This is a genomic window from Cereibacter johrii, from assembly GCF_001720585.1.
Taxonomy (GTDB): domain Bacteria; phylum Pseudomonadota; class Alphaproteobacteria; order Rhodobacterales; family Rhodobacteraceae; genus Cereibacter_A; species Cereibacter_A johrii.
Window position 1 is genome coordinate 1 of record NZ_MABH01000055.1, and the last position, 22,924, is coordinate 22,924.

General features: G+C 68.3%; 28 protein-coding genes, 1 tRNA gene and 1 pseudogene. 20 read left to right on the forward strand and 10 right to left on the reverse strand.

From position 1 onward, the window contains the following. From A9O63_RS03840 to A9O63_RS03855, 4 genes are all read left to right on the forward strand, one after another. The coding region (locus A9O63_RS03840; protein ID WP_412841971.1) for an alpha/beta fold hydrolase at positions 1-313 on the forward strand (313 nt) is incomplete at its 5' end. 238 nt (positions 314-551) lie between these two features. Beyond that, on the forward strand, positions 552-1,565 hold the full coding sequence (gene ppk2, locus A9O63_RS03845) for a polyphosphate kinase 2 (RefSeq protein ID WP_069330765.1): 1,014 nt from the start codon (positions 552-554) through the stop codon (positions 1,563-1,565). Beyond that, entirely contained in the window at positions 1,562-2,203 is a 642-nt protein-coding gene (locus A9O63_RS03850; RefSeq protein ID WP_069330748.1) for an SAM-dependent methyltransferase, read from the forward strand. The genes ppk2 and A9O63_RS03850 overlap by 4 nt, the downstream gene beginning before the upstream one ends. A 50-nt stretch (positions 2,204-2,253) precedes the next feature. After that, positions 2,254-3,609: an MATE family efflux transporter gene (locus tag A9O63_RS03855; RefSeq protein WP_069330749.1), complete on the forward strand. Its 1,356-nt coding sequence runs from the start codon at positions 2,254-2,256 to the stop codon at positions 3,607-3,609. 153 nt (positions 3,610-3,762) lie between these two features. Here the strand turns inward: A9O63_RS03855 and A9O63_RS03860 are convergent, their stop codons facing one another. After that, positions 3,763-4,965, reverse strand: a complete 1,203-nt coding sequence (locus tag A9O63_RS03860; RefSeq protein ID WP_069330750.1) for a pyridoxal phosphate-dependent aminotransferase — start codon at positions 4,963-4,965, stop codon at positions 3,763-3,765. Positions 4,966-5,079: 114 nt separating this feature from the next. On the opposite strand from A9O63_RS03860, the gene A9O63_RS03865 reads away from it, so the two are divergent. The 3 genes from A9O63_RS03865 (at position 5,080) to A9O63_RS03875 (ending at position 6,331) form a co-directional block, all read left to right on the forward strand. Beyond that, on the forward strand, positions 5,080-5,478 hold the full coding sequence (locus A9O63_RS03865; RefSeq protein WP_069330751.1) for a helix-turn-helix domain-containing protein: 399 nt from the start codon (positions 5,080-5,082) through the stop codon (positions 5,476-5,478). Next, a complete protein-coding gene (locus A9O63_RS03870) occupies positions 5,475-5,744 on the forward strand; it encodes an FAD assembly factor SdhE (protein ID WP_069330752.1) in 270 nt (89 codons plus the stop codon). The genes A9O63_RS03865 and A9O63_RS03870 overlap by 4 nt, the downstream gene beginning before the upstream one ends. An 89-nt stretch (positions 5,745-5,833) precedes the next feature. Further along, complete coding sequence (locus A9O63_RS03875; RefSeq protein ID WP_002720948.1) at positions 5,834-6,331, forward strand: MarR family winged helix-turn-helix transcriptional regulator; 498 nt, start codon at positions 5,834-5,836, stop codon at positions 6,329-6,331. A 406-nt stretch (positions 6,332-6,737) separates the two neighbouring features. Here the strand turns inward: A9O63_RS03875 and A9O63_RS03880 are convergent, their stop codons facing one another. Continuing rightward, positions 6,738-7,874 carry a polysaccharide biosynthesis/export family protein gene (locus tag A9O63_RS03880; protein WP_084295583.1) on the reverse strand — a complete coding sequence of 379 codons (1,137 nt, stop codon included), beginning with the start codon at positions 7,872-7,874 and terminating at the stop codon, positions 6,738-6,740. Between the two features lie 222 nt (positions 7,875-8,096). On the opposite strand from A9O63_RS03880, the gene A9O63_RS03885 reads away from it, so the two are divergent. Beyond that, a complete protein-coding gene (locus A9O63_RS03885) occupies positions 8,097-8,693 on the forward strand; it encodes a riboflavin synthase (RefSeq protein ID WP_069330754.1) in 597 nt (198 codons plus the stop codon). A 1-nt stretch (position 8,694) separates the two neighbouring features. Next, positions 8,695-9,255: a hypothetical protein gene (locus A9O63_RS03890; protein ID WP_069330755.1), complete on the forward strand. Its 561-nt coding sequence runs from the start codon at positions 8,695-8,697 to the stop codon at positions 9,253-9,255. Here A9O63_RS03890 and A9O63_RS03895 read toward each other — a convergent pair. Continuing rightward, positions 9,237-10,310 (reverse strand): phosphatase PAP2 family protein, encoded by a 1,074-nt coding sequence (locus A9O63_RS03895; protein WP_069330756.1) that lies wholly within the window; start codon positions 10,308-10,310, stop codon positions 9,237-9,239. The two genes, A9O63_RS03890 and A9O63_RS03895, sit on opposite strands and share 19 nt — an antisense overlap. Before the next feature lie 187 nt (positions 10,311-10,497). Between A9O63_RS03895 and ribB the strand changes: the two genes are divergently transcribed. From ribB to A9O63_RS23285, 6 genes and pseudogenes are all read left to right on the forward strand, one after another. Then, positions 10,498-11,601, forward strand: coding sequence for a 3,4-dihydroxy-2-butanone-4-phosphate synthase (gene ribB / locus A9O63_RS03900; protein WP_069330757.1), 1,104 nt, complete (start codon positions 10,498-10,500; stop codon positions 11,599-11,601). A 3-nt stretch (positions 11,602-11,604) separates the two neighbouring features. After that, positions 11,605-12,141 (forward strand): 6,7-dimethyl-8-ribityllumazine synthase, encoded by a 537-nt coding sequence (locus tag A9O63_RS03905; RefSeq protein ID WP_069330758.1) that lies wholly within the window; start codon positions 11,605-11,607, stop codon positions 12,139-12,141. Then, complete coding sequence (gene nusB / locus A9O63_RS03910) at positions 12,138-12,611, forward strand: transcription antitermination factor NusB (protein WP_011841646.1); 474 nt, start codon at positions 12,138-12,140, stop codon at positions 12,609-12,611. Before A9O63_RS03905 ends, nusB begins: the two co-directional genes overlap by 4 nt. 297 nt (positions 12,612-12,908) lie before the next feature. Next, positions 12,909-13,229: a hypothetical protein gene (locus tag A9O63_RS03915; protein ID WP_009561767.1), complete on the forward strand. Its 321-nt coding sequence runs from the start codon at positions 12,909-12,911 to the stop codon at positions 13,227-13,229. 207 nt (positions 13,230-13,436) lie between these two features. Next, entirely contained in the window at positions 13,437-14,309 is an 873-nt protein-coding gene (locus A9O63_RS03920; RefSeq protein ID WP_069330759.1) for a DUF481 domain-containing protein, read from the forward strand. 671 nt (positions 14,310-14,980) lie between these two features. Beyond that, positions 14,981-15,480 (forward strand): annotated as a pseudogene (locus tag A9O63_RS23285) (integrase core domain-containing protein); the annotation flags it as partial. A gap of 126 nt (positions 15,481-15,606) precedes the next feature. On the opposite strand, the gene A9O63_RS03925 reads toward A9O63_RS23285, so the two are convergent. After that, positions 15,607-15,683: transfer RNA gene (locus tag A9O63_RS03925), tRNA-His, on the reverse strand. 45 nt (positions 15,684-15,728) lie between these two features. After that, positions 15,729-16,214, reverse strand: a complete 486-nt coding sequence (locus A9O63_RS03930) for a GNAT family N-acetyltransferase (protein ID WP_069330766.1) — start codon at positions 16,212-16,214, stop codon at positions 15,729-15,731. A gap of 115 nt (positions 16,215-16,329) precedes the next feature. Here A9O63_RS03930 and A9O63_RS03935 point away from each other — a divergent pair, with 115 nt between their 5' ends. Then, positions 16,330-16,551 (forward strand): DUF6324 family protein, encoded by a 222-nt coding sequence (locus tag A9O63_RS03935; RefSeq protein WP_069330760.1) that lies wholly within the window; start codon positions 16,330-16,332, stop codon positions 16,549-16,551. On the opposite strand, the gene A9O63_RS03940 is transcribed toward A9O63_RS03935, so the two are convergent. Both A9O63_RS03940 and A9O63_RS03945 read right to left on the reverse strand, forming a co-directional pair. Further along, complete coding sequence (locus A9O63_RS03940; protein WP_069330761.1) at positions 16,552-17,019, reverse strand: MmcB family DNA repair protein; 468 nt, start codon at positions 17,017-17,019, stop codon at positions 16,552-16,554. A gap of 255 nt (positions 17,020-17,274) precedes the next feature. Next, positions 17,275-18,276, reverse strand: a complete 1,002-nt coding sequence (locus A9O63_RS03945; protein WP_069330762.1) for a polyprenyl synthetase family protein — start codon at positions 18,274-18,276, stop codon at positions 17,275-17,277. A 68-nt stretch (positions 18,277-18,344) separates the two neighbouring features. Between A9O63_RS03945 and A9O63_RS03950 the strand changes: the two genes are divergently transcribed. The 3 genes from A9O63_RS03950 (at position 18,345) to A9O63_RS03960 (ending at position 19,587) form a co-directional block, all read left to right on the forward strand. Continuing rightward, positions 18,345-18,560 carry a putative signal transducing protein gene (locus tag A9O63_RS03950; protein ID WP_002720934.1) on the forward strand — a complete coding sequence of 72 codons (216 nt, stop codon included), beginning with the start codon at positions 18,345-18,347 and terminating at the stop codon, positions 18,558-18,560. Further along, on the forward strand, positions 18,560-19,321 hold the full coding sequence (locus A9O63_RS03955) for a tRNA1(Val) (adenine(37)-N6)-methyltransferase (protein ID WP_069330763.1): 762 nt from the start codon (positions 18,560-18,562) through the stop codon (positions 19,319-19,321). The genes A9O63_RS03950 and A9O63_RS03955 overlap by 1 nt, the downstream gene beginning before the upstream one ends. A gap of 98 nt (positions 19,322-19,419) precedes the next feature. After that, entirely contained in the window at positions 19,420-19,587 is a 168-nt protein-coding gene (locus tag A9O63_RS03960; RefSeq protein WP_002720932.1) for a YdcH family protein, read from the forward strand. Between the two features lie 141 nt (positions 19,588-19,728). Here the strand turns inward: A9O63_RS03960 and phbB are convergent, their stop codons facing one another. Beyond that, positions 19,729-20,451, reverse strand: coding sequence for a beta-ketoacyl-ACP reductase (gene phbB / locus A9O63_RS03965; RefSeq protein ID WP_002720931.1), 723 nt, complete (start codon positions 20,449-20,451; stop codon positions 19,729-19,731). 99 nt (positions 20,452-20,550) lie between these two features. Further along, positions 20,551-21,726 (reverse strand): acetyl-CoA C-acetyltransferase, encoded by a 1,176-nt coding sequence (locus A9O63_RS03970; RefSeq protein ID WP_009561775.1) that lies wholly within the window; start codon positions 21,724-21,726, stop codon positions 20,551-20,553. A gap of 279 nt (positions 21,727-22,005) precedes the next feature. Here A9O63_RS03970 and A9O63_RS03975 point away from each other — a divergent pair, with 279 nt between their 5' ends. After that, complete coding sequence (locus A9O63_RS03975) at positions 22,006-22,593, forward strand: DNA-3-methyladenine glycosylase I (protein ID WP_069330764.1); 588 nt, start codon at positions 22,006-22,008, stop codon at positions 22,591-22,593. 143 nt (positions 22,594-22,736) lie between these two features. Here A9O63_RS03975 and A9O63_RS03980 read toward each other — a convergent pair. After that, a partial coding sequence (locus A9O63_RS03980) for a Sua5 family C-terminal domain-containing protein (RefSeq protein WP_328585887.1) occupies positions 22,737-22,924 on the reverse strand: 188 nt, incomplete at its 5' end.

A 22,924-nucleotide genomic window follows, 5' to 3' on the forward strand; every position in this document is an offset into this window, starting at 1 on the left:
GCGCGGGTCCGGCGTTCGGGCGGCGCTGATCGCGGGCAGCGCCTTCGGCCTCGGGCCCGGGATCTCGGCCCATGCGGCCTTCGCCCGGAACCGTCTCGAGGCGGGCAGGGCGCTGCCGCCTCATCCGGCGCAGGTTCCGATCCGCTTCCTGCAGGGCGAGCTCGACCCGCTTGCGCCTCCGGCGGAGGTCCATCGTCTGGCCGCCACCCTCGCCGGGGCGGAGGTCGAGACCCTGTCGGGGTCCGCGCGGCTCCTGTTTCTTGAGCGGTGGGAGGTCGTGATCGACCGCCTCTGCGGCATTATTGCCCACTGAGGCACGGTGCGAAACGTCTTACCGCAGATGGAGTATGCGCGGAATTCTGCCCGCCGATAAGGAGAGCGCGCAAGACTTTTTAACTTCTCGTTCATGCGCAGCATTGTTTCCCGCGATGGGGGTGGCGGATAACGCCACCCCCTTATTATTTCATGATCGGCTGTCTGAAATGACCCTGGTCAATTTCATCTTTAACGATCTCTCGATAAATCTGCGGAATGCCGGAAAGGAGACGCCCATGACCGAAGACCGCGCGATGCCCGAGATGCCGCCTGCCGCAGATATCGCGGAGACGGCGCCTGTCGCCCCGGTAGACCTGCCGGAAGAGGGGCCCGCGGAGGCCGAGGCGGCCCCGCTCCAGACGCTGCACGGGCCGCGCCATTTCCCGGCGGTGGATGCGAATGCGATCCGGCAGGCTTTCGAGGGCGGCCATTATCCCTATCCGCGCCGGATGGGCCGCGTGGTCTACGAGGCCGAGAAGGCCAAATTGCAGGCCGAACTGCTGAAGGTGCAGATCTGGGCGCAGGAGACCGGGCAGAAGTTCGTGATCCTGATGGAAGGACGCGACGCCGCCGGAAAGGGCGGCACGATCAAGCGCTTCATGGAACATCTCAATCCGCGCTATGCCCGCGTCGTGGCCCTGACCAAACCCGGCGAGCGCGAGCGCGGCCAATGGTTCTTTCAGCGCTATATCGAGCATCTGCCCACCGCGGGCGAGATCGTCTTCTTCGACCGCAGCTGGTATAACCGCGCGGGCGTCGAGCGGGTGATGGGTTTCTGCACCCCCTCGGAATATCTCGAATTCATGCGCCAGGCGCCCGAGCTTGAGCGGATGCTGGTCCGGTCGGGGATCCGGCTCTACAAATACTGGTTCTCGGTGACGCGCGAGGAGCAGCGGGCCCGCTTCCTCGCCCGCGAGACCGATCCGCTGAAACGCTGGAAGCTCTCGCCCATCGACAAGGCGAGCCTCGACAAGTGGGACGATTATACCGAGGCGAAGGAGGCGATGTTCTTCTACACCGACACCGCCGATGCGCCCTGGACCATCGTCAAGTCGAACGACAAGAAGCGCGCGCGGCTGAACTGCATGAGGCACTTCCTGTCGAGCCTCGACTATCCGGGCAAGGATCCCGAGGTGGTGGGCGCGCCCGATCCGCTGATCGTGGGACGTGCGGCGCAGGTGATCGGCACGGCGGCCGACATCCTCGACAGCGCCACCCCGCCCGCGCTGCGCAAGCCGCGCCAGGGATGAGCCTTGGCCGGCCGTTCGATCCGGTGCAGTATCGGCGCATGTGGGATGAACGCTACCGCAGCGCGGATTACCTCTTCGGCAAGGAGCCCTCGGCCTTCGCGCGCCGCGCGGCGGCCCTTCTGCCCGCGCGGGCCGAGCTTCTCTGCCTCGGCGACGGCGAGGGGCGCAATTCGGTGTATCTGGCCGGGCTCGGGCACCGGGTGACGGCGATGGATCTGTCGGAAGTGGCGCTGGCCAAGGCCCGGACGCTGGCGGCCGAGCGGGGCGTGGCGGTCGAGCTGCATCGGGCCGACGTGGCGCAATGGGACTGGAGCCGGCCGTTCGACGCGGTGCTGGGCATCTTCATCCAGTTCGCCCCGCCCGCGCTCCGGCGCGAGATCCATGCGGGCATCGCCCGCGCGGTGCGGCCCGGGGGGCTCGTCCTTCTGCACGGCTATGCGCCGCGTCAGGTGGGATACGGCACCGGCGGCCCCTCGGCGGCCGAGAACATGTACGAGCTGGCCGATCTCGAGGCGGACTTTTCCGGCTGGGAGCGGCTCGTGGCCCGCGATGCGGATGAGGAGATCTTCGAGGGCCGGGCCCATGCCGGTCTTTCCGCGCTGGTGGATTTCGTGGCACGAAAGCCTCTTTCTGCCTGATCGCGCGGCGCTCGCTTGATGAGGAGGCAGCGGCGGGCTACTGCTGCCGCATGGTCCGTCTTCCCACCTTCACCAGCCATGCGCGGGCGATTCTCGCGCTGGGGCTTCCCCTCGTCGGCAGCCATCTGGCGCAGATGTCGCTGCATGTCACCGATACGGTGATGCTGGGCTGGTATGGCGTGACCGAACTGGCCGCCGTGGTGCTCGGCGCCTCGCTCTTCTTCGTGACCTTCATCCTGGGCTCGGGCTTCGCGCAGGCGGTCATGCCCATGGTGGCCGAGGCGCTCGGGCGGGGCGACGAGACGCAGGTGCGGCGCGACACGCGGATGGGGCTCTGGCTCTCGATCGCCTTCGGGCTGCTCGTCTATCCGCTCTTCTGGTTCTCGGGCTCGATCCTGCTGGCGCTGGGCCAGCAGCCCGAGGTGGCCGCGCTGGCGCAGGATTACCTGCGGATCGCGGGGCTGGGCATGGTGCCCGCGCTGCTCATCATGGTGCTGAAGAGCTATCTCTCGGCGCTGGAGCGCACGCAGATCGTGCTCTGGGCCACGCTCGCCGCGGTGGTGGTCAATGCGGGCCTCAACTGGGTGCTGATCTTCGGCCGGTTCGGCGCGCCGGAGCTGGGTGTCGAGGGGGCCGCCATCGCCTCCGTCGGGGCGCAGATCATGTCGCTCGCCGCGCTCGGCCTCTATGCCGCCCTCCTGCCGCCGCTGCGCCGGTTCAACCTGTTCCAGCGCTTCTGGCGTCCCGACTGGCACGCGCTGGCGCGGGTCTTCGCGCTGGGCTGGACCATCGGCTTCACCGGGCTTGCCGAGGGCGCGATCTTTCAGGCGGCGGCGCTGATGATGGGCTGGATCGGCACCGTGCCGCTTGCCGCCCACGGCATCGCGCTCGAGGTGACGGCGCTCGCCTTCATGGTCCATGTGGGGATCTCGAACGCGGCGACGATCCGCACGGGCCGGGCGGACGGAGCGGGCAACACGCAGGGCCTGCGCGACGGGGCCAAGGTCGCGATCCTGCTCTCGCTGGGCTTCGGCCTCCTGATGGTGGCGATCTTCCTGCTGTTCCCGGCGCCGATCATCGCGCTTTTCCTCGACCGGGCGAATCCTGAATTCGACGAGATCGTGGCCTTCGGCTCGGTGCTGCTGGCCTTCGCGGCCCTGTTCCAGATCGCCGATGCCATGCAGGTGATCGCGCTCGGCCTGCTGCGCGGGCTGCGCGACACGCAGGTGCCGATGTGGCTGGCGAGCTTCAGCTACTGGATGGTGGGGATCCCTGCGAGCTATGTCCTCGGCTTCCCGATGGGGCTCGGCGGCCCCGGCCTCTGGCTCGGCCTCGTGGTGGGGCTGACGCTGGCCGCGATCCTGCTCATGACGCGCTTCTGGCTCCGCGCGCCCCGGCTGGCCTGAGGCGCGGCCGGAAGAGCAGGCGGAGGCGCCTCGGCACGGCGGTCCGATGGGGCCGCAGGGGTCCACGAACAGGCGGCCCGCACTGCGGGCTGACGGTCCGGGATGGCAGCGGGAATTCGGCGGAAGGCGCCTGCGCGCCTCCCTCGGGCGCTCTCAGCTCAGGCCGGCACAGAAGGCCTGGATGCGGGCGCAGGCCTCGCGCAGCACCTCGTCGGCGGTGGCGTAGCTGATGCGGAAGTTGGGCGAGAGGCCGAAGGCCGCGCCGAAGACCACCGCCACGCCGGTCTCTTCCAGCAGCGCCGAGGCGAAGGCCTCGTCATCCGTGATCTTCGCGCCGCCGGCCGAGGTCTTGCCGATGCAGCCCGAGATGTCGGGATAGACGTAGAAGGCGCCTTCGGGATTGGGGCAGGTCACGCCCTTGGCCTCGTTCAGCATCGAGACCACCAGATCGCGGCGGCGCTGGAAGGCCTCGCGGTTGGTGGCGAGGAAGTCCTGCGGCCCCGACAGCGCCTCGAGCGCCGCATATTGCGCGATCGAACAGGGGTTCGAGGTCGATTGCGACTGGATCGTGCCCATGGCGCGGATCAGCTCGACCGGGCCCGCCGCATAGCCGATGCGCCAGCCGGTCATGCAATAGGCCTTGGAGACGCCGTTGCAGGTCAGCGTGCGGTCATAGAGCCCGGGCTCGATCTGCGCAGGCGTGGTGAAGTCGAAATCGTCGAACACCAGATGCTCGTACATGTCGTCCGACATGATCCAGACCTGCGGATGGCGCATCAGCACCTCGCAGAGCGCGGCGAGTTCGGCCCGGGTATAGGCCGCCCCCGTCGGGTTCGAGGGCGAGTTGAAGATGAACCATTTGGTGCGGGGCGTGATCGCCGCCTCGAGCTGCTCGGGCGTGAGCTTGAAGCCCGTCTCCATCCCCGCCGCCACGCTGATGGGCGTGCCGCCGGCCAGAAGCACCATGTCGGGATAGCTCACCCAGTAGGGCGCGGGGATGATGACCTCGTCGCCCGGGTTCAGCGTCGCCACCAGCGCATTGTAGAGGATCTGCTTGCCGCCGGTGCCGACCGTCACCTGCGCGGGCGTGTATTTCAGCCCGTTCTCGCGCTCGAACTTCTCGCAGATCGCGCGCTTGAGTTCGGGGATGCCGTCGACGGCGGTGTATTTGGTGCGGCCCGCATCGATGGCGCGCTTGGCCGCGGCCTTGATGTTGTCGGGCGTGTCGAAATCGGGCTCGCCCGCGCCGAGGCCGATCACGTCGCGCCCTGCGGCGGCAAGCTCCCGCGCCTTGTTGGTGACCGCGATCGTCTGGGACGGTTTGACGCGGGCAAGCGTGTCGGAGAGGAAGGCCATGCGGGGGAAACTCCGGGGGAGGGGCGGCCGGAAGGGCGGCCGGTTTGTAACTTTCGGCCATTTGTTCTAGGTTCTGCCCCGAAAGCGATCAAGCGGTATCGAGGGAGAGGCAGGATGGCGATGGACAGTCAGAGCTGGTTCAGCAACGAGACGGCGACCTTCGGGGACCGTCTGGCAGGGGCCCGCGAGGCCGCGGGCCTCACGCAGGAAGAGATGGCGCGCCGGCTCGGCGTGCGGCTCAAGACCCTGCAATCGTGGGAGGACGATCTGGCCGAGCCCCGCGCGAACCGGCTGCAGATGATGGCGGGAATGCTCAATGTGAGCCTGCGCTGGCTTTTGACCGGCGAGGGCGAGGGGGCGGAGGGGCCGTCCGAGCCCGCGATCCTGACGAGCGAGGGACGCGAGGCGCTGGCCGAGCTTGCGCGGATGCGTACGCAGATGCTTGCGCTGGCTCAGGAGATGGGGCAGCTGGAAAAGCGGATGCGGGCGCTCTTGCGCAAGGAGGCGGAATGATCGAGGCGGAGGACGCGCGGCTCAAGCGCATGTCCATGCGGTCGTGGCGGCGCGGGACCAAGGAGATGGACCTGATCCTCGGGCCCTGGTCGGACGCGCATCTGGCGGGCCTCTCCGAGGAACGCCTTGCCCTGTATGATTCGCTGCTGAACGAGAACGACCAGGATCTCCTGCCCTGGGTGCTGGGTCAGCGCGAGCCACCGGCCCATCTGGCGGGTCTGATCGCCGAGATCGGCGCCTTCGCCCGGACGCGACTGGCCCGCTGAACCGCGGCGCGCCGAAAAGCCGTTCCGGTTTACCCTATGTTTGCGCTTTGTGCAGATTCTGTGTCCAGCAACGTTCGGTGGAGACAGGGATGACGGTACACGCAGGCATTCTCGATGGGACGCAGAAGGCCTTTCTGCTCGGCTATCTGGAAAGCCTTTCGCTGGTGGAGCGTCTGCACCGGCTCTTGCTCGACGTGGTCAAGGACGAGTTCGAGCGGATCGGCCTGCTCGAGATCAATCCCGTTCAGGCGTTGCTCCTGTTCAACGTGGGCGACAACGAGGTGACGGCGGGCGAACTGAAGACCCGCGGCTACTATCAGGGCTCGAACGTCAGCTACAATCTGAAGAAGCTGGTCGAACTCGGCTACATGCACCACCAGCGGTCCGAGATCGACCGGCGCTCGGTGCGGGTGCGGCTGACCGACAAGGGGCGCAACGTCCGCCAGATCCTGTCCGAGCTCTTCGCCCGCCACGCCGAGGGGCTCGAGCGGCGCAATGTCGTGGGCGTCTCGGGGATGGAGGAGCTGAACCAGGCGCTGCGGCGCATGGAACGCTACTGGACCGAACAGATCCGCTACATCTACTGATATTTCGTGCGCCGCCGGCAGCCGCGCGCCCCGCGGCACTCCATCCCGAAGAGATCGAGCCGAAGACCTGAGGCCCTCCGCCGTGACCCCCTATGGGGATCCGCGCGTCGGGCCATGCGGATGGCGTCCTTCTCCACCGCCAGCACCTGTCGCGGGAGAGCGCCCTCGGGGCGCGGCCTGCCCGCTGCCCCGCACCTGCGGGAGCCGTGGCGGGGCCGGACGGTGCTGGAGAAGGGCAGGGCCGGACGGTGCTGACGAAGGGCGGGGCCGGACGGTGCCGACGAAGGGCGGGGCCGGACGGTGCTGGCGAAGGGCAGGGCCGGACGGTGCTGACGAAGGGCAGAGCCGGGCGGTGCCGACGAAGATCGCGGCCGGGGGGGGGCATCCTCGCCCGGCGGCTCGCGGATCAGTTGCCGACCGCCTCCGCCTGGTTGGCGGCAGCCGTCGCCCCCGTGATCGCGCTGAGCGTCTTCTGCCATTGGACGAACGGCGCCTCGGTCACATAGACCGTGTCCCCGTCGCGGATCATGAAGTCGCGCGCCTCGAACAGACCCGTGGGCTGCGTCAGATCGAGCACATAGACCATCCGCTGATCGCCCACGAGATCGGTCCGGCCGAGCACCGAATTGGCGATTTCGGCCGGCTCGTCGCGCAGGACGAACACGCCCTTCGGGTCGGCGAGGTTGGTGTTCAGGCCGCCCACCTGCGCCAGCGCCTCGAGGGCCGACACGTTCTGCGTCTCGAACTGGATGCGCGTCTGCCGCCCCGTCGCGCCGAGCGCCACGAACGAGCGGTCATCCTCTTCCACCACGATCACGTCGCCCGGGCGCAGGGCGATGTCGAGCGTGGGATTGTCGTAGAGATCCTGCAACCAGATCTGGCTGGTGCTGCCCTTGCGGGTCACGCGCACGATGGCCGTGGTGACGGGCACGGTGGTGCCTCCCGCCCGGGCCAGCATCGAGGACAGCGTCCGCGTCGGCCGCTCGATCGGGAACACGCCCTGCGAGCCCACGGCGCCCGAGACGGTGACGGACGAGCCGTCGCCCGCCAGCCGCTGCACCGACACCTGCGGATCGGGGGTCTGGGTGTCGAGCTTGCGGGTGATCGCCTGGCGGAGGCCGTCGGGCGTCTGGCCCGCCGCGCGGATCCGGCCGGCATAGGGCACATAGATGTAGCCCTGCCCGTCCACCTGCACCTGATCGAGCGACGAGACCCGCTGGCCGCTGTTGCCGAGCAGCGGATCGTCGCGGACGTTCTCGAAGACGGTGATCCCCACCGTGTCGCCCGCCGCGATCACGTCCGAGCCCACGAGGTCGGCCGTGCGGAAGTTCGAGCTGAAGCCGAAGGCGGGCGTGACCGCGGTCACGCGGCTCACGAATCGGTTGACCGGAACGATGAAGGCATCGCCCTGCCGCTCGACCGAGCCTGCGAAGATCTCGCGCTTGTGCGGTCCCGAGCGCGGCAGACCGCAAGCGGCGACCGTCGTGGATAGGAGCACGAGAAGAATGAGCGTCCTCGCGCCCCTGACGGTCGTAAGTCGCACTGCCCGGCTCCTCTTGGCGTTGCCCTGAGTGTTTCGGGCGAAGCTAGCGGAACATGAACGGGATTGCCAGCGGATGCGCAGAAAGGCGGCAGACGCCGAGGGGACTGTTGCCCTCAGGTCTCCGCGGCCGCACTGCCCGTCCGTCGGGCGCTGCGGCCCGCAAAGCCGTTGCGCGCCGCCGCCCCGGGAGCTACCCCTTGGGGCGAAGGACAAGGAGACGTCATGTTTACCGGGATCGTCAGCGATATCGGCCGCGTGCTGGAACTGGAGCGGACGGGAGACCTCCGCGCCCGCATCGCCACCGCCTACGACGTGCAGGCCATCGACATCGGCGCCTCGATCGCCTGCGACGGCGTCTGCCTGACCGTCGTGGCCACGGGCACCGAGCCCTCTGCGTGGTTCGACGTCAATATCTCGGGCGAGACCCTGTCGAAGACCGTGATCGGCGACTGGGAGCCGGGCCGCCGCGTCAATCTCGAGCGGGCCCTCAAGGTGGGCGACGAGCTCGGCGGCCACATCGTCTCGGGGCATGTCGACGGGGTGGCCGAGGTGGTGCGGGTCGTGCCCGAGGGCGACAGCCTGCGCGTGACCTTCCGGGCGCCCGAGGCGCTGGCGCGCTTCATCGCGCCCAAGGGCTCGGTCGCGCTGAACGGCACCTCGCTCACCGTGAACGAGGTCGATGGCGCGGAGTTCGGGATCAACTTCATCCCGCACACGCAGGAGGTCACCACCTGGAGCCGCATCGCGCCCGGCCTGCGGGTCAATCTCGAGATCGATACGCTGGCGCGCTACGTCGCCCGGCTGAACGAGTTCGCCTGAGATGATCGGCCCGGGTCCCGGCCACAACGGCGGGCCTGTGCTCGAGCCCGGCGGCAGCTGGCGGCGGCACTGCTGGTCGAAGGCGCGGGCCGATCTCCTGCCGACGCTGCCGATCGAGGTTGTGCGCAAGCGGGTCCACCGCGCGGCCGAACTCGGGCTCGACTACCGGACCTATGCCTCGGTGCGGGCTGCGAGCGGCCATGACGTGGTGGCCTTCCTCTTCTCGTCCAACGCCCTGCGGGTCATGCCGGGGCAGGATCTGCCGGAAGACCGCGCCTGCAAGCTGCGCCGGCTGTGCGCCGGCCGGATCGGTCTTGCGCAGGGGCGGCTCGCGCCCGAGGCGCTGCTGGCGGCGGCCGAGGGCGCGCTCGATGCCGCCCATCCCGCGCCGCGCCCCTTCGCCGGATGGTCCGAGAGCCGCGCCCGGCTGCGGGCCGCCCTCGGGCGCATTCCCTCGGATCAGGTGATCCTCGTGGGGGAGGGCTGGTCCGAACGCGAATGGTCCGAGGCTGCGCGCCTCGCGGCCTGCCTCGATGTCGAGCGTTACATGGCCGCAGGCTGAGACGCGGCCTCGGGCGCTCGGGCGCGGCCCTCCAGAAGGCGCCCGACCACGGCCCAGATCGCGACCGTGAGCGCGATGGCCGCGTAGCCATCGACAGCATAGTGCCAGCCGAGATGGACCGATCCCACGAGGATCAGCCCCAGAAAGCCCAGCATGAGCCATCCCGCCCAGCGGCGCCAGGTGAAGGCATGGAGCATCATCAGCGTGCTGCTCGCCACATGCATGGAGGGGAAGGCCGAGATGCCGCGGATCGCCGTCTCCTGATTGTAGCCGACCCAGAGGGCGGCCTGCACGTCGAGCGCCCAGACGGGACTGGTCTCGGCGAAGGTCTGGAGCTTCTGCATCAGGGGCACGAACCGGTCGCCGAGCCCGACAAGCTGGTAGTAGCAGGGGCCCGCGGAGGAGAAGACCAGCGCGGCGAGGCTGCCGCCGAGGCCCCAGACGAGCGGGAAGGAGATGAGAAAACGCTGCCTTGCGGCGGGATTGGCCCCGGTGAAGCAGGCCACGAAGACGAAGAAGTAGAGCAGGAAGAACCAGAAGTGATAGGCCGCGTTCACGGCTGTCGTGGCCAGGGGCGTGTCGAAGAGCGGGCCCAGCAGCCGATGCGCGTCCACGCCGCCGTGGATGGCCCGGTCGAGGTTCGCGAGCGTCACGTCCCAGCCGAAGGGCACGGCGTCCGGGATGACGCTCTTGATATAAGTGAAGCCACTGAAGAAGAATGTGACCGAGAAGAGGGCCACCGCGCCCGAGGCCATGCGGGGCAGGTCTCCGAGGGTGGCGCGCAGGCTCTGGAGGAGCCGGGGGATCGGGCGAGCCCGCGGCTCGGCGAGGGCAAGGCCCGCCACCGTCCAGATCAGGAGGACGAGGAGGTAGACGGGCGTCAGCACCGTCAGCAGGTTCACCATCGACTGGAAGGTCCGGTTCGAATAGGGCAGCCCGTAGGCGACCGAGAGGGCCAGAGCGGACCCCGCCTCCAGCAGGGCGAGGGCGATCAGCCATCGGTTGACCTTCAGGGCGTGGCGCAGCGCCGCCGCGAGTGGCATTGTGTCCGGCATCGTCCTTCCATCGCACAAGTTACGGAGGACGTGCTGGCAGCGGATTAAGGCAAAGGCGCGGCAGGCGCGTGGAATGGTCGGGGTTCTTCGGGGGCGGGCGCTCCGGTCCGTGCCGTCGCTCCGGGACGAAGCTCTGGCCAACGGCGCTTCGTCGCGGTATGGGCAGGTCTGATCCCGGAGCGATGCGATGAGCCACAGCAAGACCGAATATTCCGACGCGATCTCGTCCATCGAGGAGATCATCGACGACGCGCGAAACGGGCGGATGTTCATTCTCGTGGACCACGAGGACCGCGAGAACGAGGGCGACCTCGTCATCCCCGCGCAGATGTGCACCCCCGCCGCCATCAACTTCATGGCGACCCACGGGCGCGGCCTGATCTGCCTCGCCATGCCTTCGGCGCGGATCGACCAGCTCGGCCTGCATCTGATGACTCCGAAGAATTCCTCGCGGCACGAGACGGCCTTCACCATCTCGATCGAGGCCCGCGAGGGCGTCACCACCGGCATCTCGGCCGCCGACCGGGCCCGCACCGTGGCCGTGGCCATCGATCCGACCAAGGGGCCGGCCGACATCGCGACGCCCGGCCATGTCTTCCCGCTCCGCGCCCGGGACGGGGGCGTCCTCGTCCGGGCCGGCCATACGGAGGCCGCGGTCGACGTGAGCCGCCTCGCCGGTCTCAATGCCTCGGGCGTGATCTGCGAGATCATGAACGACGACGGCACCATGGCCCGCCTGCCGGACCTCGTGGCCTTCGCCCAGCGGCACGGTCTCAAGATCGGCACGATCTCGGACCTGATCGCCTACCGCCGCCGGCACGACAATCTGGTGAAGGAGAAGGCGGTCAAGCACGTCACCTCCTGCTACGGCGGCGACTGGCTCATGCGCATCTTCTCCGACGACACGCAGGGTGCCGAGCATGTGATCCTGTCGAAGGGCAATGTCACCGACGGCGAGCCGGTGCTGGTGCGGATGCATGCGCTGAACCCGCTCGAGGATGTGCTGGGGATCGGCCCCGCCCATGCGGGCGATCTGCACGGCGCCATGCGCCTGATCGCGCAGGAGGGGCGGGGCGTCGTCGTGCTGCTGCGCGACGTCACGATGAAACTTCCGATGGATGACGAGGTCTCGCCGCAGACGCTGCGCCAGTATGGTCTGGGCGCCCAGATCCTTTCGGCGCTGGGCCTGTCCCAGATCGTGCTCGTCACCAACTCCCGTGCGCCGAAGGTGGTGGGTCTCGAGGCCTATGGCCTCTCCATCGTCGGCACGCACCATATTTCCGAGGTCTGACCGATGGCCGGTTCCGAATCCCACTTCAGCCTGCCGCTGCCCGCCTTCGAGCGGCCGGCGAAGCTCCTGATCGTGGTGGCCCCCTATTACCGCGACATCGCGGATGATCTGATCGCCGGCGCCAAGGCGGTGATCGAGAGCTGCGGCGCGAGCTGGGAGCTGATCGAGGTGCCCGGCGCGCTCGAACTGCCGACCGCCATCGCGATGGCCGAGCGTCAGGCGAACTTCGACGGCTATGTGGCGCTCGGCTGCGTGATCCGCGGCGAGACCACCCATTACGACACGGTCTGCAACGATTCGAGCCGGGGGCTGATGCTGCTGGGCCTGCAGGGCGCCTGCATCGGCAACGGCATCCTCACCGTCGAGAACCGCGCGCAGGCCGTCGTGCGGGCCGCGCCCTCCGAGCAGGACAAGGGCGGCGGGGCCGCCGCCGCGGCGCTCCACCTCATCGCGCTGTCGCGCAGATGGTCGGGCCAGCGCAAGGGCATGGGCTTCAAGCCGGTGGACGAGTTCCGCGTCGCGGGGACCAGCGAGGCATGAGCGTGAAACCCGACAGGCGGCAGATGAAGTCGGCCTCGCGCCTCTATGCCGTGCAGGCGCTGTTCCAGATGGAGACCACCGGCCAGACGGTCGAGCAGGTGGCGCGCGAGTTCGAGACCCACCGGTTCGGCGCCGTCTATGAAGGCGACGAGATGGCCGAGGGGGATGCCAAGAGCTTCCGCGCGATCGTCTCGGGCGCGGTGAACCGTCAGGCGGGCATCGACCAGATGACCGACCGGGCGCTGGTGGCCAAATGGCCCATCGACCGGATCGACCCGGTGATCCGCGCGCTGTTCCGCGCCGCGGGATCGGAGCTTCTCGAGAGCGAGACGCCGCCCAAGGTGGTCATCAACGAGTTCGTCGATATCGCCAAGGCCTTCTTCCCCGAGGGGCGCGAGCCGAAATTCGTCAATGCGGTCCTCGACCACATGGCGCGCGAGGCGAGGCCCGAGGCCTTTCCGCAGGGCTGATCCCTCTCTTCCGACCGGGCTCGATGCCCCGGGAGGCATGGGTCTCTCCGGGCGCCCCGCGGGGGCTGCGGGACGGGCGCCGATCCGCCTTTTCTCCCGCTTGGGAACAAAGGTGCGAGACCCCATGTTGGCGGCAGGATACCCGAGCCGTCCCGACCGTCCCCGGTGCCCGCGCGCGGTGCATCCTCCGGCGGACGGGAGCGACAGGGCGAAGGAGCAAGAAACCTGCGCATCCGCTGCAGATTCTTGTGGCTTCATCCTCGGCGGACGGTATCGTGGTCGCAAGGAGTTCAGATCATGCCTCAGCTCGTCCGTCTCTATATCGTCAATGTCCTGATCGGTTTCGGGATCTCGCTGGCCTTCGTTGTGGCTCTGGTCGCGATGGATGTGGGCGGGCTCGGGCATCTGGTGCTCGAGACCGACATGGGCTGGCTGGGCGGATTGATGCTGGTCATGTTCAACGGCGTCGTCTTTGCAGGCGTCCAGTTCGCCATCGCCGTGATGCGGATGGCGGAACCCGAGGATCGCACCCCGCCCCGTGGGCGCCTGCGCCCCGTGCGGATGGAACTGGTTCCCATCCCGGTGACAGTTTCTGCAGATCACAAAAAGCGGCGCTGAACGCCCCCTCAGCGATTAATCCTTTGCGCCCGGATGCTTGAGCGTCCGGTCCTTCTCATGTCTGTCGCAAAGCTGTTGCCAATTCGACACTATCGAAAGGATGCCCCCTAGCCGAAGGGGGAACGTCCCCTGCTACCCACAGTTGTCTCCCCGGCAGCACATGCCGGCCGCGAGCGTCGCGGCCTTCCATTGACCAAGGGGACAAGCATGAAAGATAATTTCCGCATTGCCGGCCTGACGGCTTTTGCCCTGCTCATCGGCACCACCGCCGTTCACGCGCAGGTGGGCACGCTGACCGGGACGCGGCAGATCGAGGACCGGATCGAGGACATCGAGGATGATGTTCAGGATGACCTCGAAGAAGCCGAGGATCCCTCCCGCTTCGGCAACCCCGAGTTCCGTCCCGGCTTCTCGGGCAGCGCCTCGCTCGGCTACAGCGGCAGCGACGGCAACACCGAGGAGCAGAACCTGACCATCGGTGCCCGTCTGCGCCACGCTCAGGGCCCGTATGTCCAGAACCTCGGCGTCGTTCTCGACTATGCCGAAACGGACGGCAACTCCGACCAGGAAGACATCTTCATGGTCTATGAGGGCAACTACTACTTCAACGACCAGTTCTACGGCTTCGTGCTGGGTCGGGCGGAGTTCAACGGCCTCGCCGACGACGCGGATGCGAGCGGCGAGATCGCCGACGTGCCGCTGGCCGAGCGGGTCAAGACCGACGGCTTCATCGGCGTCGGCCCGGGCTACCGGGTGATCAACCGTCCCGACATGGCCTGGCGCGTCCAGGCCGGTGTCGGCCTCAGCTACCTCGAGTTCGGCGATGACCGGGACGAGTCCGAGGTGGGCTACATCGCCTCGTCGCGCTTCTTCTACCGGATCAACGAGAACGTCTTCCTGACCAACGACACCGACGTTCTGAGCTCCGACGAGGCGCTGCGCGTGAACAACGACTTCGGCGTCAACATCAAGATGACCGACGCCTTCTCGACGCGCGTGAGCTACCTGACCGACTACAACGAGAGCCGCGCGATCCGCACGGACAACAAGCTCGGCGTGTCGCTCGTCTACGGCTTCTGATCGCGGTCCTGCGATCGGGCGGAAGGGGCGGAGCAATCCGCCCCTTCTTCTTGCATGGGACACCTCTTTCCAAAGGCTCAAGCCGCGAGGGCACCGGGCCAGCAGGCGCCCTCGGGCGGGAGCCATGCGCAGGGCCAGGGCCGTCCTGCCATGGCCATCCTCCCCCCACCGCAAGGCGCGCGGGAAGGCAGACCGAACTTTCATGTCAGCGGAACGAAGAAAAGATCGAGCGTGCCTTGACGCCGGTCCCGGAGTCGCGGATCGCCCTTGGCCCTTGGCCCTTGGCCCTTGGCCCTTGGCCCGTGCCGGGAAGAGGGGAAGAAGTGGCGGGAACCGCGGCAGCCGTGGTGGCATGCGTTTCCCGAGAGCCTGAGACTCAGGTGGTCGCCAGATACCAGGGCCAGGACCCTGGCAGAGCCAGCTCCCTCGGATATGCTTATCGGCCACTGGAAAAGGACCACGCACGAGAGGGGCAGAACCCGCCAGTGCTCTAGATAGGGCGCCGCGCGGAGGCAGGCAAGCCCGGCCTCGGCAGATCTGCCCGCCGGATGCGGAGAGGGCGGGGGAGCAGGCAAAAGGGGCCTGCCCCCTGAGAAACGGTCCTGCCTGAGGCAGGCGTTCGAGCCGGATGGAGGATTTGAGGAACCGTCCGCGGCCGGGGTCTCCCCACCCATGTCTGGTCCTGCGAGTTCCTCGAAGACGGGGCCCACGACGGGAGAAGGTCCGCATGCTCAAGGGTCTCGACGGGTTCGCCCGCGCATGTCCGGCGATCCGGCTCGCCCCCACCGACATGCTCGCCGAGCCGTTCATCCTCCGCGGCGTGCCCCGGTCACATGCGGTCCGACAACGGGCCGGAGTTCATTGCGACCGCGCTCAGAACCTCACTCGCCGCGGCCGGCGCTTGATGCGCCTTCATCGAGCCCGGCAGTCCTGGGAAGAACGGCTGCTGCGAGAGCTTCACCTCGAAGCCCCGAGACGAGCTGTTGAACGGAGAGATCTTCTAAAGCCTCGTCGCAGCCCGGATCGGGACGGAGCACTGGCGCCGGCATTACACCACAAGGCGCCGGCATTCATCGCTGGATGACCGTCCCCGGCACGACGGGCGCTGCAGTGGCCGGCTTCGCCACCCACACCCGCTGCGCCCGCCACCGCAACCGTGGCGCCGAGACCTGCGACTGAAACCGGACCGTTCCATGAGGGCAGGCAGGCGTGCTGCCTGCGTCCGACTCGGACGCTGTCGGATCGTCGGACGGACGAGTCCGGCGAGACGCCCAAGTTCATGCAAGTGCTGGGATTTTGGTACCGACTCCCCGGCTCGAACGGGGGACCCCCAGATCCACAATCTGGTGCTCTAACCAACTGAGCTAAGTCGGCACTTGCGGGCCATTTAGACTCGGCGGCGGGGGAATGCAAGGGGGCTCAGAGCACGATCTCCCATTCCTGCTCGATCACGTCGCGACCGAAGGAATGGGCGGGGTGCGAGGTGACTCTCCGGAAGCCCGACGAGACATAGAGCGAGCCCGAGAGATGGTGCCCGTCGAAGGTCCAGAAGCGGAGCGTCGCATAGCCGTGGGCGCGGGCAAAGTTCATCGCCTGCTGCAGGAGGTGGCGGCCGATCCCGCGGCAGCGCATCTCGGGCTCGACGAGGAAGAGGCTGATCCGGGCGCTTTCGTCGCCCATCCGGGTGCAGAGCAGGCAGCCTACCCGGCGGCCGTCAAGGCGGGCGATGAAGGCGCGCTCGCGGGCCGGATCGCGGGTGCGGATGAAACGGGCCACATGCTCGGCGACCTGTGCCTCGAAGCTCAGGTCGAACCCTGCCTCCGCCGCATAGATCTCGGCGTGACGGGCCACGATCCATCCCGCGTCGCCGATCTCTAGGTCGCGCAGTTCCAATGCGTCCAGCATCGCCGGAGGCCCTCCCTGTGCGATCATGAGGCGGGGCAGGGCGCGGATCAAGCGGCGCCTTGCCAGCGCGACAGAAGGGCGCTACGCCCACTCCACTGGGCAACGGAGGACCGACATGGGGATCGACAAACAGAGCGAGCTTGCCGCGAACCTGCAGATCGGGCCGACGTCGCTCGGCATGGTGCGGATCTATATCGAGGGCGAGGGCGTGGATCTGCCGCTCGATTTCGACCCCGACGAGGCCGACGAGATCGCCGAGGAGCTCCGTGCCGCAGCCGAGCGCGCGCGCGCGATGGGCAAGGACGGCCGCGGGCCCGAGCCGAAGAAGCGGAAGTGATCAGCCGGGGAAGGCGCCCGGATCGCGCAGACCCTGCAGGCGCAGGGCCGCGTGGCGGGCGAATCCCTGCGTCACGGCCTTGCGCCGCGCAGGCGCGAGCCGCCCCTCGGGGCCCATGCGCAGGATCTCGGCATCGTAGCCATCGGCCAGCATGAGGCCGGTGCCCTCGGGCAGGAGATCCACCGGGAAGGCCTCGTCCACCGCGAAGAAGAAGCGGTCGCACCAGTCGAGATAGCCCTGCCACTTGCGGTCGGACTGATAGTCCGCGCGCGAGGATTTGCATTCCACCACCCAGATCTCGCCTTTGGGCCCCAGCGCCATCACGTCGACCCTGAGGCCGGGCGTGGGCACGAGCTCGACCACCGAGACGAAATCGTGGCTGCGCAGATGGCGGCAGACGCCACGGGCGAGCCGTTGGCCCGGAAGGAGGGGGGCGAGGCCGGAATCGGGAAGGGAGAGGGTTTGCATGGCGCCATCATGAACGGACAGGGAACGGCTGTCCATTGCGGACCGAACACGGATCGGAGAGCCGCCCGGTCCAGAGGGGCGCGACAGGATCTGAGCGGGCCGCTTCAAAGGCCGGCGGGCGCGGTTGAGCCCGCGCGGAGACCGTCCGGCGATGCGTCTTGTCGGAGCCGGCCTCTCGCGGCCTCATCGACGGCCGGGAGAGGCCTACAGAGGCGCAGCGCGCGGTCCTGCGCTGCGCCGGGGGGCCGGAAAGAGTCAGGCGATGCGCTCGACCACGAAATCGGCCAGATCGTGCAGCATCTCGCGCAGCGGGTGCTCGGGCAGCTGGCCGAGCGCCTCGCGCGCGACCGCGACCCAGCGGAGCGCATCCTGCCGGGCGGCCTCCATCGCGCCATGGCGGGACATGATCGCATGGGCCTGCTCGAGGTCGCCCTCGCGCTGGTCGCCCTTCTCGATCACCCGCTGCCAGAAGGCGCGTTCCTCGGCATCGGCCAGGGCCACCGCCTTGATGACCGGAAGCGTCAGCTTGCGCTCGCGGAAGTCGTCGCCGGTGTTCTTGCCGATCTGGGCATCCACGCCGCCGTAATCGAGGAGGTCGTCGACGATCTGGAAGGCGATCCCCAGAGCGTCCCCGTAGGCATGGAGCGCCTCGACCTGCGCCTCGGGCACGCCCGCGACCACGCCGCCCACCTCGGTCGCCGCGGCGAAGAGCGCGGCCGTCTTGCCGCGTACCACCTGCAGGTAGATATCCTCGGTCGTGCGCAGATCCTGGGCCGCGGTCAGTTGCAGCACCTCGCCCTCGGAGATGGTGGCCGACGCATTGGCGAGGATGTCCATCACGCGGAGCGAGCCGGTCTCGACCATCAGCTGGAAGCTGCGGGCGAAGAGATAGTCGCCCACCAGCACCGAGGACTTGTTGTCCCACAGGAGGTTCGCCGTGGGCTTGCCGCGGCGGCGGTGGCTTTCGTCCACCACATCGTCGTGAAGAAGCGTCGCCGTGTGGATGAACTCCACCGTCGCCGCCAGATGGATATGGTAGGGCCCCTCGTAGCCGCAGAGCCGCGCGGCGGCGAGCGTCAGGAGAGGCCGCAGCCTCTTGCCGCCGGCCTCGACCAGATGCGCCGTGACCTCGGGAATGCGGGGCGCGTGTTTCGAGGCCATCCGCTCGCGGATCAGCCCGTTGACGGCGGCCATGTCTTCGGCCAGCCACGCGGCGAGCCGTTCATGCGGCTTTTGCGAAACCTCGTCCAATCCCATCCCGATCCTGCCACCCGGTCGACGAACCGGCCTCGACAAACCGAGGCGTTGCCGACAATGTCCCCGACATGAAGGAACTGTTGCGCACGACCGACCCGACGATCATCGCCTTCGCCACCGCGCTCCTTCAGGGCGAGGATATAGACGCCTTTCCGGTGGACGTCCACATGAGCGTCCTCGAAGGCTCTATCGGCATTTTGCCGCGGCGTCTGTTTGTCCCGGAAGAAGACTGGGATCGCGCCTGCCGGGTGATGTCCGACAACGGCATCCCGACGACCCCCTGATGTTCGCCCCGGACGAGCTGACCTCCGACGGCTTTCTCGGCGGACGTCTGAGGGTGCTGCAGCCGCGCCGGGGCTACCGGGCCGCGACCGATCCGGTGCTGCTCGCCGCGGCCGTGCCCGCCAGCGCGGGGCAGAGCGTGCTGGAACTCGGCTGCGGAGTGGGGGTGGCGAGCCTCTGTCTCGCGGCCCGGGTGCCGGGGCTGCGGCTTGCGGGGCTGGAGCTGCAGCCGGCCTATGCCGCGCTCGCGCGCCAGAATGCGGCGCTGAACGGCGTGGCGCTCGAGGTGGTGGAGGGCGATCTCGCGGCCATGCCTGCCGCGCTGCGGCAGAGCTTCGATCATGTGATCGCCAATCCGCCCTATTATCCCGCGGGCGGCGGCACCGGAGCGGCCGATCCGGGACGCGAGCGGGCGATGCGCGAGGACACGCCTCTGGCGCTCTGGATCGAGGCCGCCGTGCGTCGTCTTGCGCCCCGCGGCGTTCTGTCGCTCATCTTCGGCGCGGATCGCCTGCCGGATGCGCTGGCCGCCCTCGACGGGCGCATGGGCTCCTCCGTCCTCCTGCCGCTCCAGCCGCGCGAGGGCCGCCCGGCCAAGCGCGTGATCCTCCAGTCCCGCAAGGGCGGGCGGGCGCCGTTCCGGCTGCTGCCGCCCTTCGTGCTGCACGAGGGCGCCCGACACGATGGCGACCGCGAGAGCTTCAGCCCCGCGGCTGCCCATATCCTGCGCAACGGAGGGGAATTCCCGTTCAGGTTGATGTGAGCCTGCGCAAGGTCCTGCGCACCGGCCCGACTTCGCGTGACACGACTCGGGCTTTGTGATGAACTCGTGACACTCGGATCATGCACAGGAGGACGAGAATGACTGTCGCTTCGCATCTGCAGGAACTGCGCCGCAAGCACGAGACTCTCTCGACGAGCGTAGAGAAAGCTCAGCGAAACCCCGCCATGGACGCCCTGAAGATTTCCGAGATGAAGAAACAGAAACTCAAGCTGAAAGAGGAAATCACCCGTCTGTCTCAGGCGTGACGAGGAGGCGGCGCCCACCTTCGGGTGCTGGCGCCCCGGCTCGCCGTCGCGGGACGGTTCAGCCGACGGTTGATTCCAGTGAAACGAAAGGAGCCGCGCAGATCCCTGCGCGGCTCTCTGGTTTTCAGGATGGGAAAATCCTCAGACGAAATACTGGCCGCCGTTCGCCGTGATGGTCGAGCCGGTGACGAAGCCCGCATCGTCGGAGGCGAGGAAGACCACGCAGCGGGCGATTTCCTCCGGCTCGCCCAGGCGGCCGGTCGGGATCTGGGCGATGATCGACTCGCGCACCTTCTCGGGGACGGCCATCACCATCTCGGTCGCGATATAGCCCGGGCAGATCGCATTGACCGTGATGCCGGCCCGCGCGCCCTCCTGCGCCAGCGCCTTGGTGAAGCCGAGGTCGCCGGCCTTCGCCGCCGAATAGTTCGCCTGCCCGGCCTGGCCCTTCTGGCCGTTGATAGAGGAGATGTTGATGATCCGGCCGAACTTGCGGTCGCGCATCCCCGACCAGACCGGATGGGTCATGTTGAAGAGGCCCGACAGGTTGGTGTCGATCACCTCTTTCCACTGGTCGCGCGTCATCTTGTGGAACATCGAATCCCGCGTGATGCCGGCATTGTTCACCAGCACCGCCACCGGTCCCAGCTCGGCCTCGACCTGCGCGATGCCCGCGGCGCAGGCATCGTAATCCGCGACGGACCATTTGTAGGTCTTGATGCCGGTCTCTTCGGTGAACTTCCGCGCCGCCTCGTCATTGCCCGCATAGTTCGCGGCGACCGTATAGCCCGCGTTCTTCAGCGCCACCGAAATGGCGGCGCCGATGCCCCGCGAACCGCCCGTCACCAGAGCAACCTTGGACATGATCCCTCCTTCAAATATCCGCTCGTTGAAAGACTGTTATAGATACGGAAAAGGGTGCGCAACATTATTGCGCACCCATTGTCAGCTCGTCTTGGGCAATCAGGGGCGCTCGAGGCACATGGCGACGCCCATGCCGCCGCCGATGCAGAGGGTGGCGAGGCCCTTCTTGGCGTTGCGGCGCTGCATCTCGAACAGCAGCGTGTTCAGCACGCGCGCGCCCGAGGCTCCGATCGGGTGCCCGATGGCGATGGCGCCGCCGTTCACGTTCACGATCGAGGGATCCCAGCCCATGTCCTTGTTGACGGCGCAGGCCTGCGCCGCGAAGGCCTCGTTGGCCTCGACCAGATCGAGGTCGCCCACCTTCCAGCCCGCCTTCTCGAGCGCCTTGCGGCTGGCATGGATCGGACCCACGCCCATGATCGAGGGATCGAGCCCGGCCGTCGCATAGGAGGCGATGCGGGCCAGCGGCGAAAGGCCGCGCTTCTCGGCCTCCTCGGCGCTCATCACGAGGACCGCCGCCGCGCCGTCGTTGATGCCCGAGGCGTTGGCCGCGGTCACGGTGCCGTCCTTGATGAAGGCGGGGCGCAGCTTCGTCATGCCCTCGAGGGTGGCGCCGTGGCGGATATATTCATCGGCATCCACCGTCACGTCGCCCTTCCGGGTCTTGATGACGAAGGGCACGATCTCGTCGGCGAAGCGGCCGGCCTTCTGGGCGGCCTCGGCCTTGTTCTGGCTGGCCAGCGCGAATTCGTCCTGCATGTCGCGGCTGATCTGCCATTTCGCGGCGACGTTCTCGGCGGTCTGGCCCATGTGATAGCCGTTGAAGGCGTCCCACAGCCCGTCCTTGATCATCGAGTCGATGAAGCTCAGGTCGCCCATCTTCTGCCCGGCGCGCAGATGGGCCACATGGGGCGCGAGGCTCATGTTCTCCTGGCCGCCGGCCACCACGATGGAGGCATCGCCCAGCTGGACATGCTGCGCCGCAAGGGCCACCGCGCGCAGGCCCGAGCCGCAGACCTGGTTGATGCTCCAGGCGGCGCTTTCCTGCGGCAGGCCCGCCTTGATGTGGGCCTGACGGGCGGGGTTCTGGCCCTGACCGGCGGTCAGCACCTGGCCGAGGATCGTCTCGCTCACGTCCGCCTTGTCGATCCCGGCGCGGGCCACGACGGCCTCGATCACGGCAGCGCCGAGGTCATGGGCGGGCGTGCTCGCGAAGGCGCCGTTGAAGCTGCCGACGGCCGTGCGCGCCGCCGACACGATTACCACGTTGGTCATGTCCGATCCTCTCCCTTGAACCGATGCGGGCAGAGGGCATTCTCCGCCGCTGTGCAGAAAACGGGTAAGCACCGGGAAGGCGTTCTGCAAGATGTTTGCGCTCGCGGTCCGGTGGAGTGCGCCGAGGGCCTCCCCCCGCCCCGGCCGGGGGCTTCGGGGCGGGTGGCGGCGGGCGCGCGCCCCGCGGGGCGTCGGGCAGGCCGTCCGGGCCGAAAGCCGATGACAGTCCGGGACCGGGGCCTTAAAGGTGGGCGCAGTCGCCTCTTTTTCCGGACGGACATGGACCTCACACGCTGCCCCTGGTGCGGACAGGATCCGCTCTACACCGCCTATCACGACACCGAATGGGGCGTGCCCGAATGGGAGGCGCGCGCCCTTTGGGAAAAGCTCATCCTCGATGGTTTCCAGGCGGGCCTCGCCTGGATCACCATCCTGCGCAAGCGCGAGGCCTTCCGCGCCGCCTTTCAGGGCTTCGAGCCCGCGGTCATCGCCTCGTGGGGCGAGGCCGATGTTGTGCGCCTGCTGGGCGACGCGGGCATCGTGCGCCACCGCGGCAAGATCGAGGCCACCATCGGCAATGCCCGCGCCTTCCTCGCCATCGAGGAACGGCAGGGCTTCTCGGACTTTCTGTGGAAACATGTCGAGGGGCGGCCGGTGCAGAACCGCTTCGCCACGACCGCCGAGGTGCCGACCGAGACCGCCGCCGCCCGCGCCATGTCGAAGGAGCTGAAGGCGCACGGCTTCCGCTTCTGCGGGCCGACCATCGTCTATGCCTTCATGCAGGCCACGGGCATGGTGAACGACCATCTGGTGGGCTGCCACGCCCACGACCGCTGCGCGAGCCTCGCCGCGCGCCCGGTGGCCTGAGCGCGGCTCCGGCGCGCGGACGGAAGACCGGTCCGGGCTCCGGCAGCCGGCCCCTCAGCCTGCGCTGCGTGAAATGCGTGGAGCGCGCCCGCCTGCCGATGGACCGGCTCCTGTGCGCGGCGCGCAGCCGGTCGCCGTTCCGTTCAGGGACGGGGGGCTGCGGCGCGGCGGAGGCGGTCGTTGATCGCGCGGCCGAGACCCCGCTCGGGCACCGGGGCCACCGCGATGGGTCTGCCCTCGCGGTCCGCCTCGCGCAGGAAATGGAAGAGGTTCGCCGCCGCCTCGACCAGATCGCCCGAGGGCGACAGGTTCCGCGGCCCGCCGAGCCCGC

Coding starts and splice junctions, on each gene's coding strand:
- ppk2 (WP_069330765.1), top strand. CDS start 552: ATGACCGAAGACCGCGCGATGCCCGAGATGCCGCCTGCCGCAGATATC.
- A9O63_RS03850 (WP_069330748.1), top strand. CDS start 1,562: ATGAGCCTTGGCCGGCCGTTCGATCCGGTGCAGTATCGGCGCATGTGG.
- A9O63_RS03855 (WP_069330749.1), top strand. CDS start 2,254: ATGGTCCGTCTTCCCACCTTCACCAGCCATGCGCGGGCGATTCTCGCG.
- A9O63_RS03860 (WP_069330750.1), bottom strand. CDS start 4,965: ATGGCCTTCCTCTCCGACACGCTTGCCCGCGTCAAACCGTCCCAGACG.
- A9O63_RS03865 (WP_069330751.1), top strand. CDS start 5,080: ATGGCGATGGACAGTCAGAGCTGGTTCAGCAACGAGACGGCGACCTTC.
- A9O63_RS03870 (WP_069330752.1), top strand. CDS start 5,475: ATGATCGAGGCGGAGGACGCGCGGCTCAAGCGCATGTCCATGCGGTCG.
- A9O63_RS03875 (WP_002720948.1), top strand. CDS start 5,834: ATGACGGTACACGCAGGCATTCTCGATGGGACGCAGAAGGCCTTTCTG.
- A9O63_RS03885 (WP_069330754.1), top strand. CDS start 8,097: ATGTTTACCGGGATCGTCAGCGATATCGGCCGCGTGCTGGAACTGGAG.
- A9O63_RS03890 (WP_069330755.1), top strand. CDS start 8,695: ATGATCGGCCCGGGTCCCGGCCACAACGGCGGGCCTGTGCTCGAGCCC.
- A9O63_RS03895 (WP_069330756.1), bottom strand. CDS start 10,310: ATGCCGGACACAATGCCACTCGCGGCGGCGCTGCGCCACGCCCTGAAG.
- ribB (WP_069330757.1), top strand. CDS start 10,498: ATGAGCCACAGCAAGACCGAATATTCCGACGCGATCTCGTCCATCGAG.
- A9O63_RS03905 (WP_069330758.1), top strand. CDS start 11,605: ATGGCCGGTTCCGAATCCCACTTCAGCCTGCCGCTGCCCGCCTTCGAG.
- nusB (WP_011841646.1), top strand. CDS start 12,138: ATGAGCGTGAAACCCGACAGGCGGCAGATGAAGTCGGCCTCGCGCCTC.
- A9O63_RS03915 (WP_009561767.1), top strand. CDS start 12,909: ATGCCTCAGCTCGTCCGTCTCTATATCGTCAATGTCCTGATCGGTTTC.
- A9O63_RS03920 (WP_069330759.1), top strand. CDS start 13,437: ATGAAAGATAATTTCCGCATTGCCGGCCTGACGGCTTTTGCCCTGCTC.
- A9O63_RS03930 (WP_069330766.1), bottom strand. CDS start 16,214: ATGCTGGACGCATTGGAACTGCGCGACCTAGAGATCGGCGACGCGGGA.
- A9O63_RS03935 (WP_069330760.1), top strand. CDS start 16,330: ATGGGGATCGACAAACAGAGCGAGCTTGCCGCGAACCTGCAGATCGGG.
- A9O63_RS03940 (WP_069330761.1), bottom strand. CDS start 17,019: ATGCAAACCCTCTCCCTTCCCGATTCCGGCCTCGCCCCCCTCCTTCCG.
- A9O63_RS03945 (WP_069330762.1), bottom strand. CDS start 18,276: ATGGGATTGGACGAGGTTTCGCAAAAGCCGCATGAACGGCTCGCCGCG.
- A9O63_RS03950 (WP_002720934.1), top strand. CDS start 18,345: ATGAAGGAACTGTTGCGCACGACCGACCCGACGATCATCGCCTTCGCC.
- A9O63_RS03955 (WP_069330763.1), top strand. CDS start 18,560: ATGTTCGCCCCGGACGAGCTGACCTCCGACGGCTTTCTCGGCGGACGT.
- A9O63_RS03960 (WP_002720932.1), top strand. CDS start 19,420: ATGACTGTCGCTTCGCATCTGCAGGAACTGCGCCGCAAGCACGAGACT.
- phbB (WP_002720931.1), bottom strand. CDS start 20,451: ATGTCCAAGGTTGCTCTGGTGACGGGCGGTTCGCGGGGCATCGGCGCC.
- A9O63_RS03970 (WP_009561775.1), bottom strand. CDS start 21,726: ATGACCAACGTGGTAATCGTGTCGGCGGCGCGCACGGCCGTCGGCAGC.
- A9O63_RS03975 (WP_069330764.1), top strand. CDS start 22,006: ATGGACCTCACACGCTGCCCCTGGTGCGGACAGGATCCGCTCTACACC.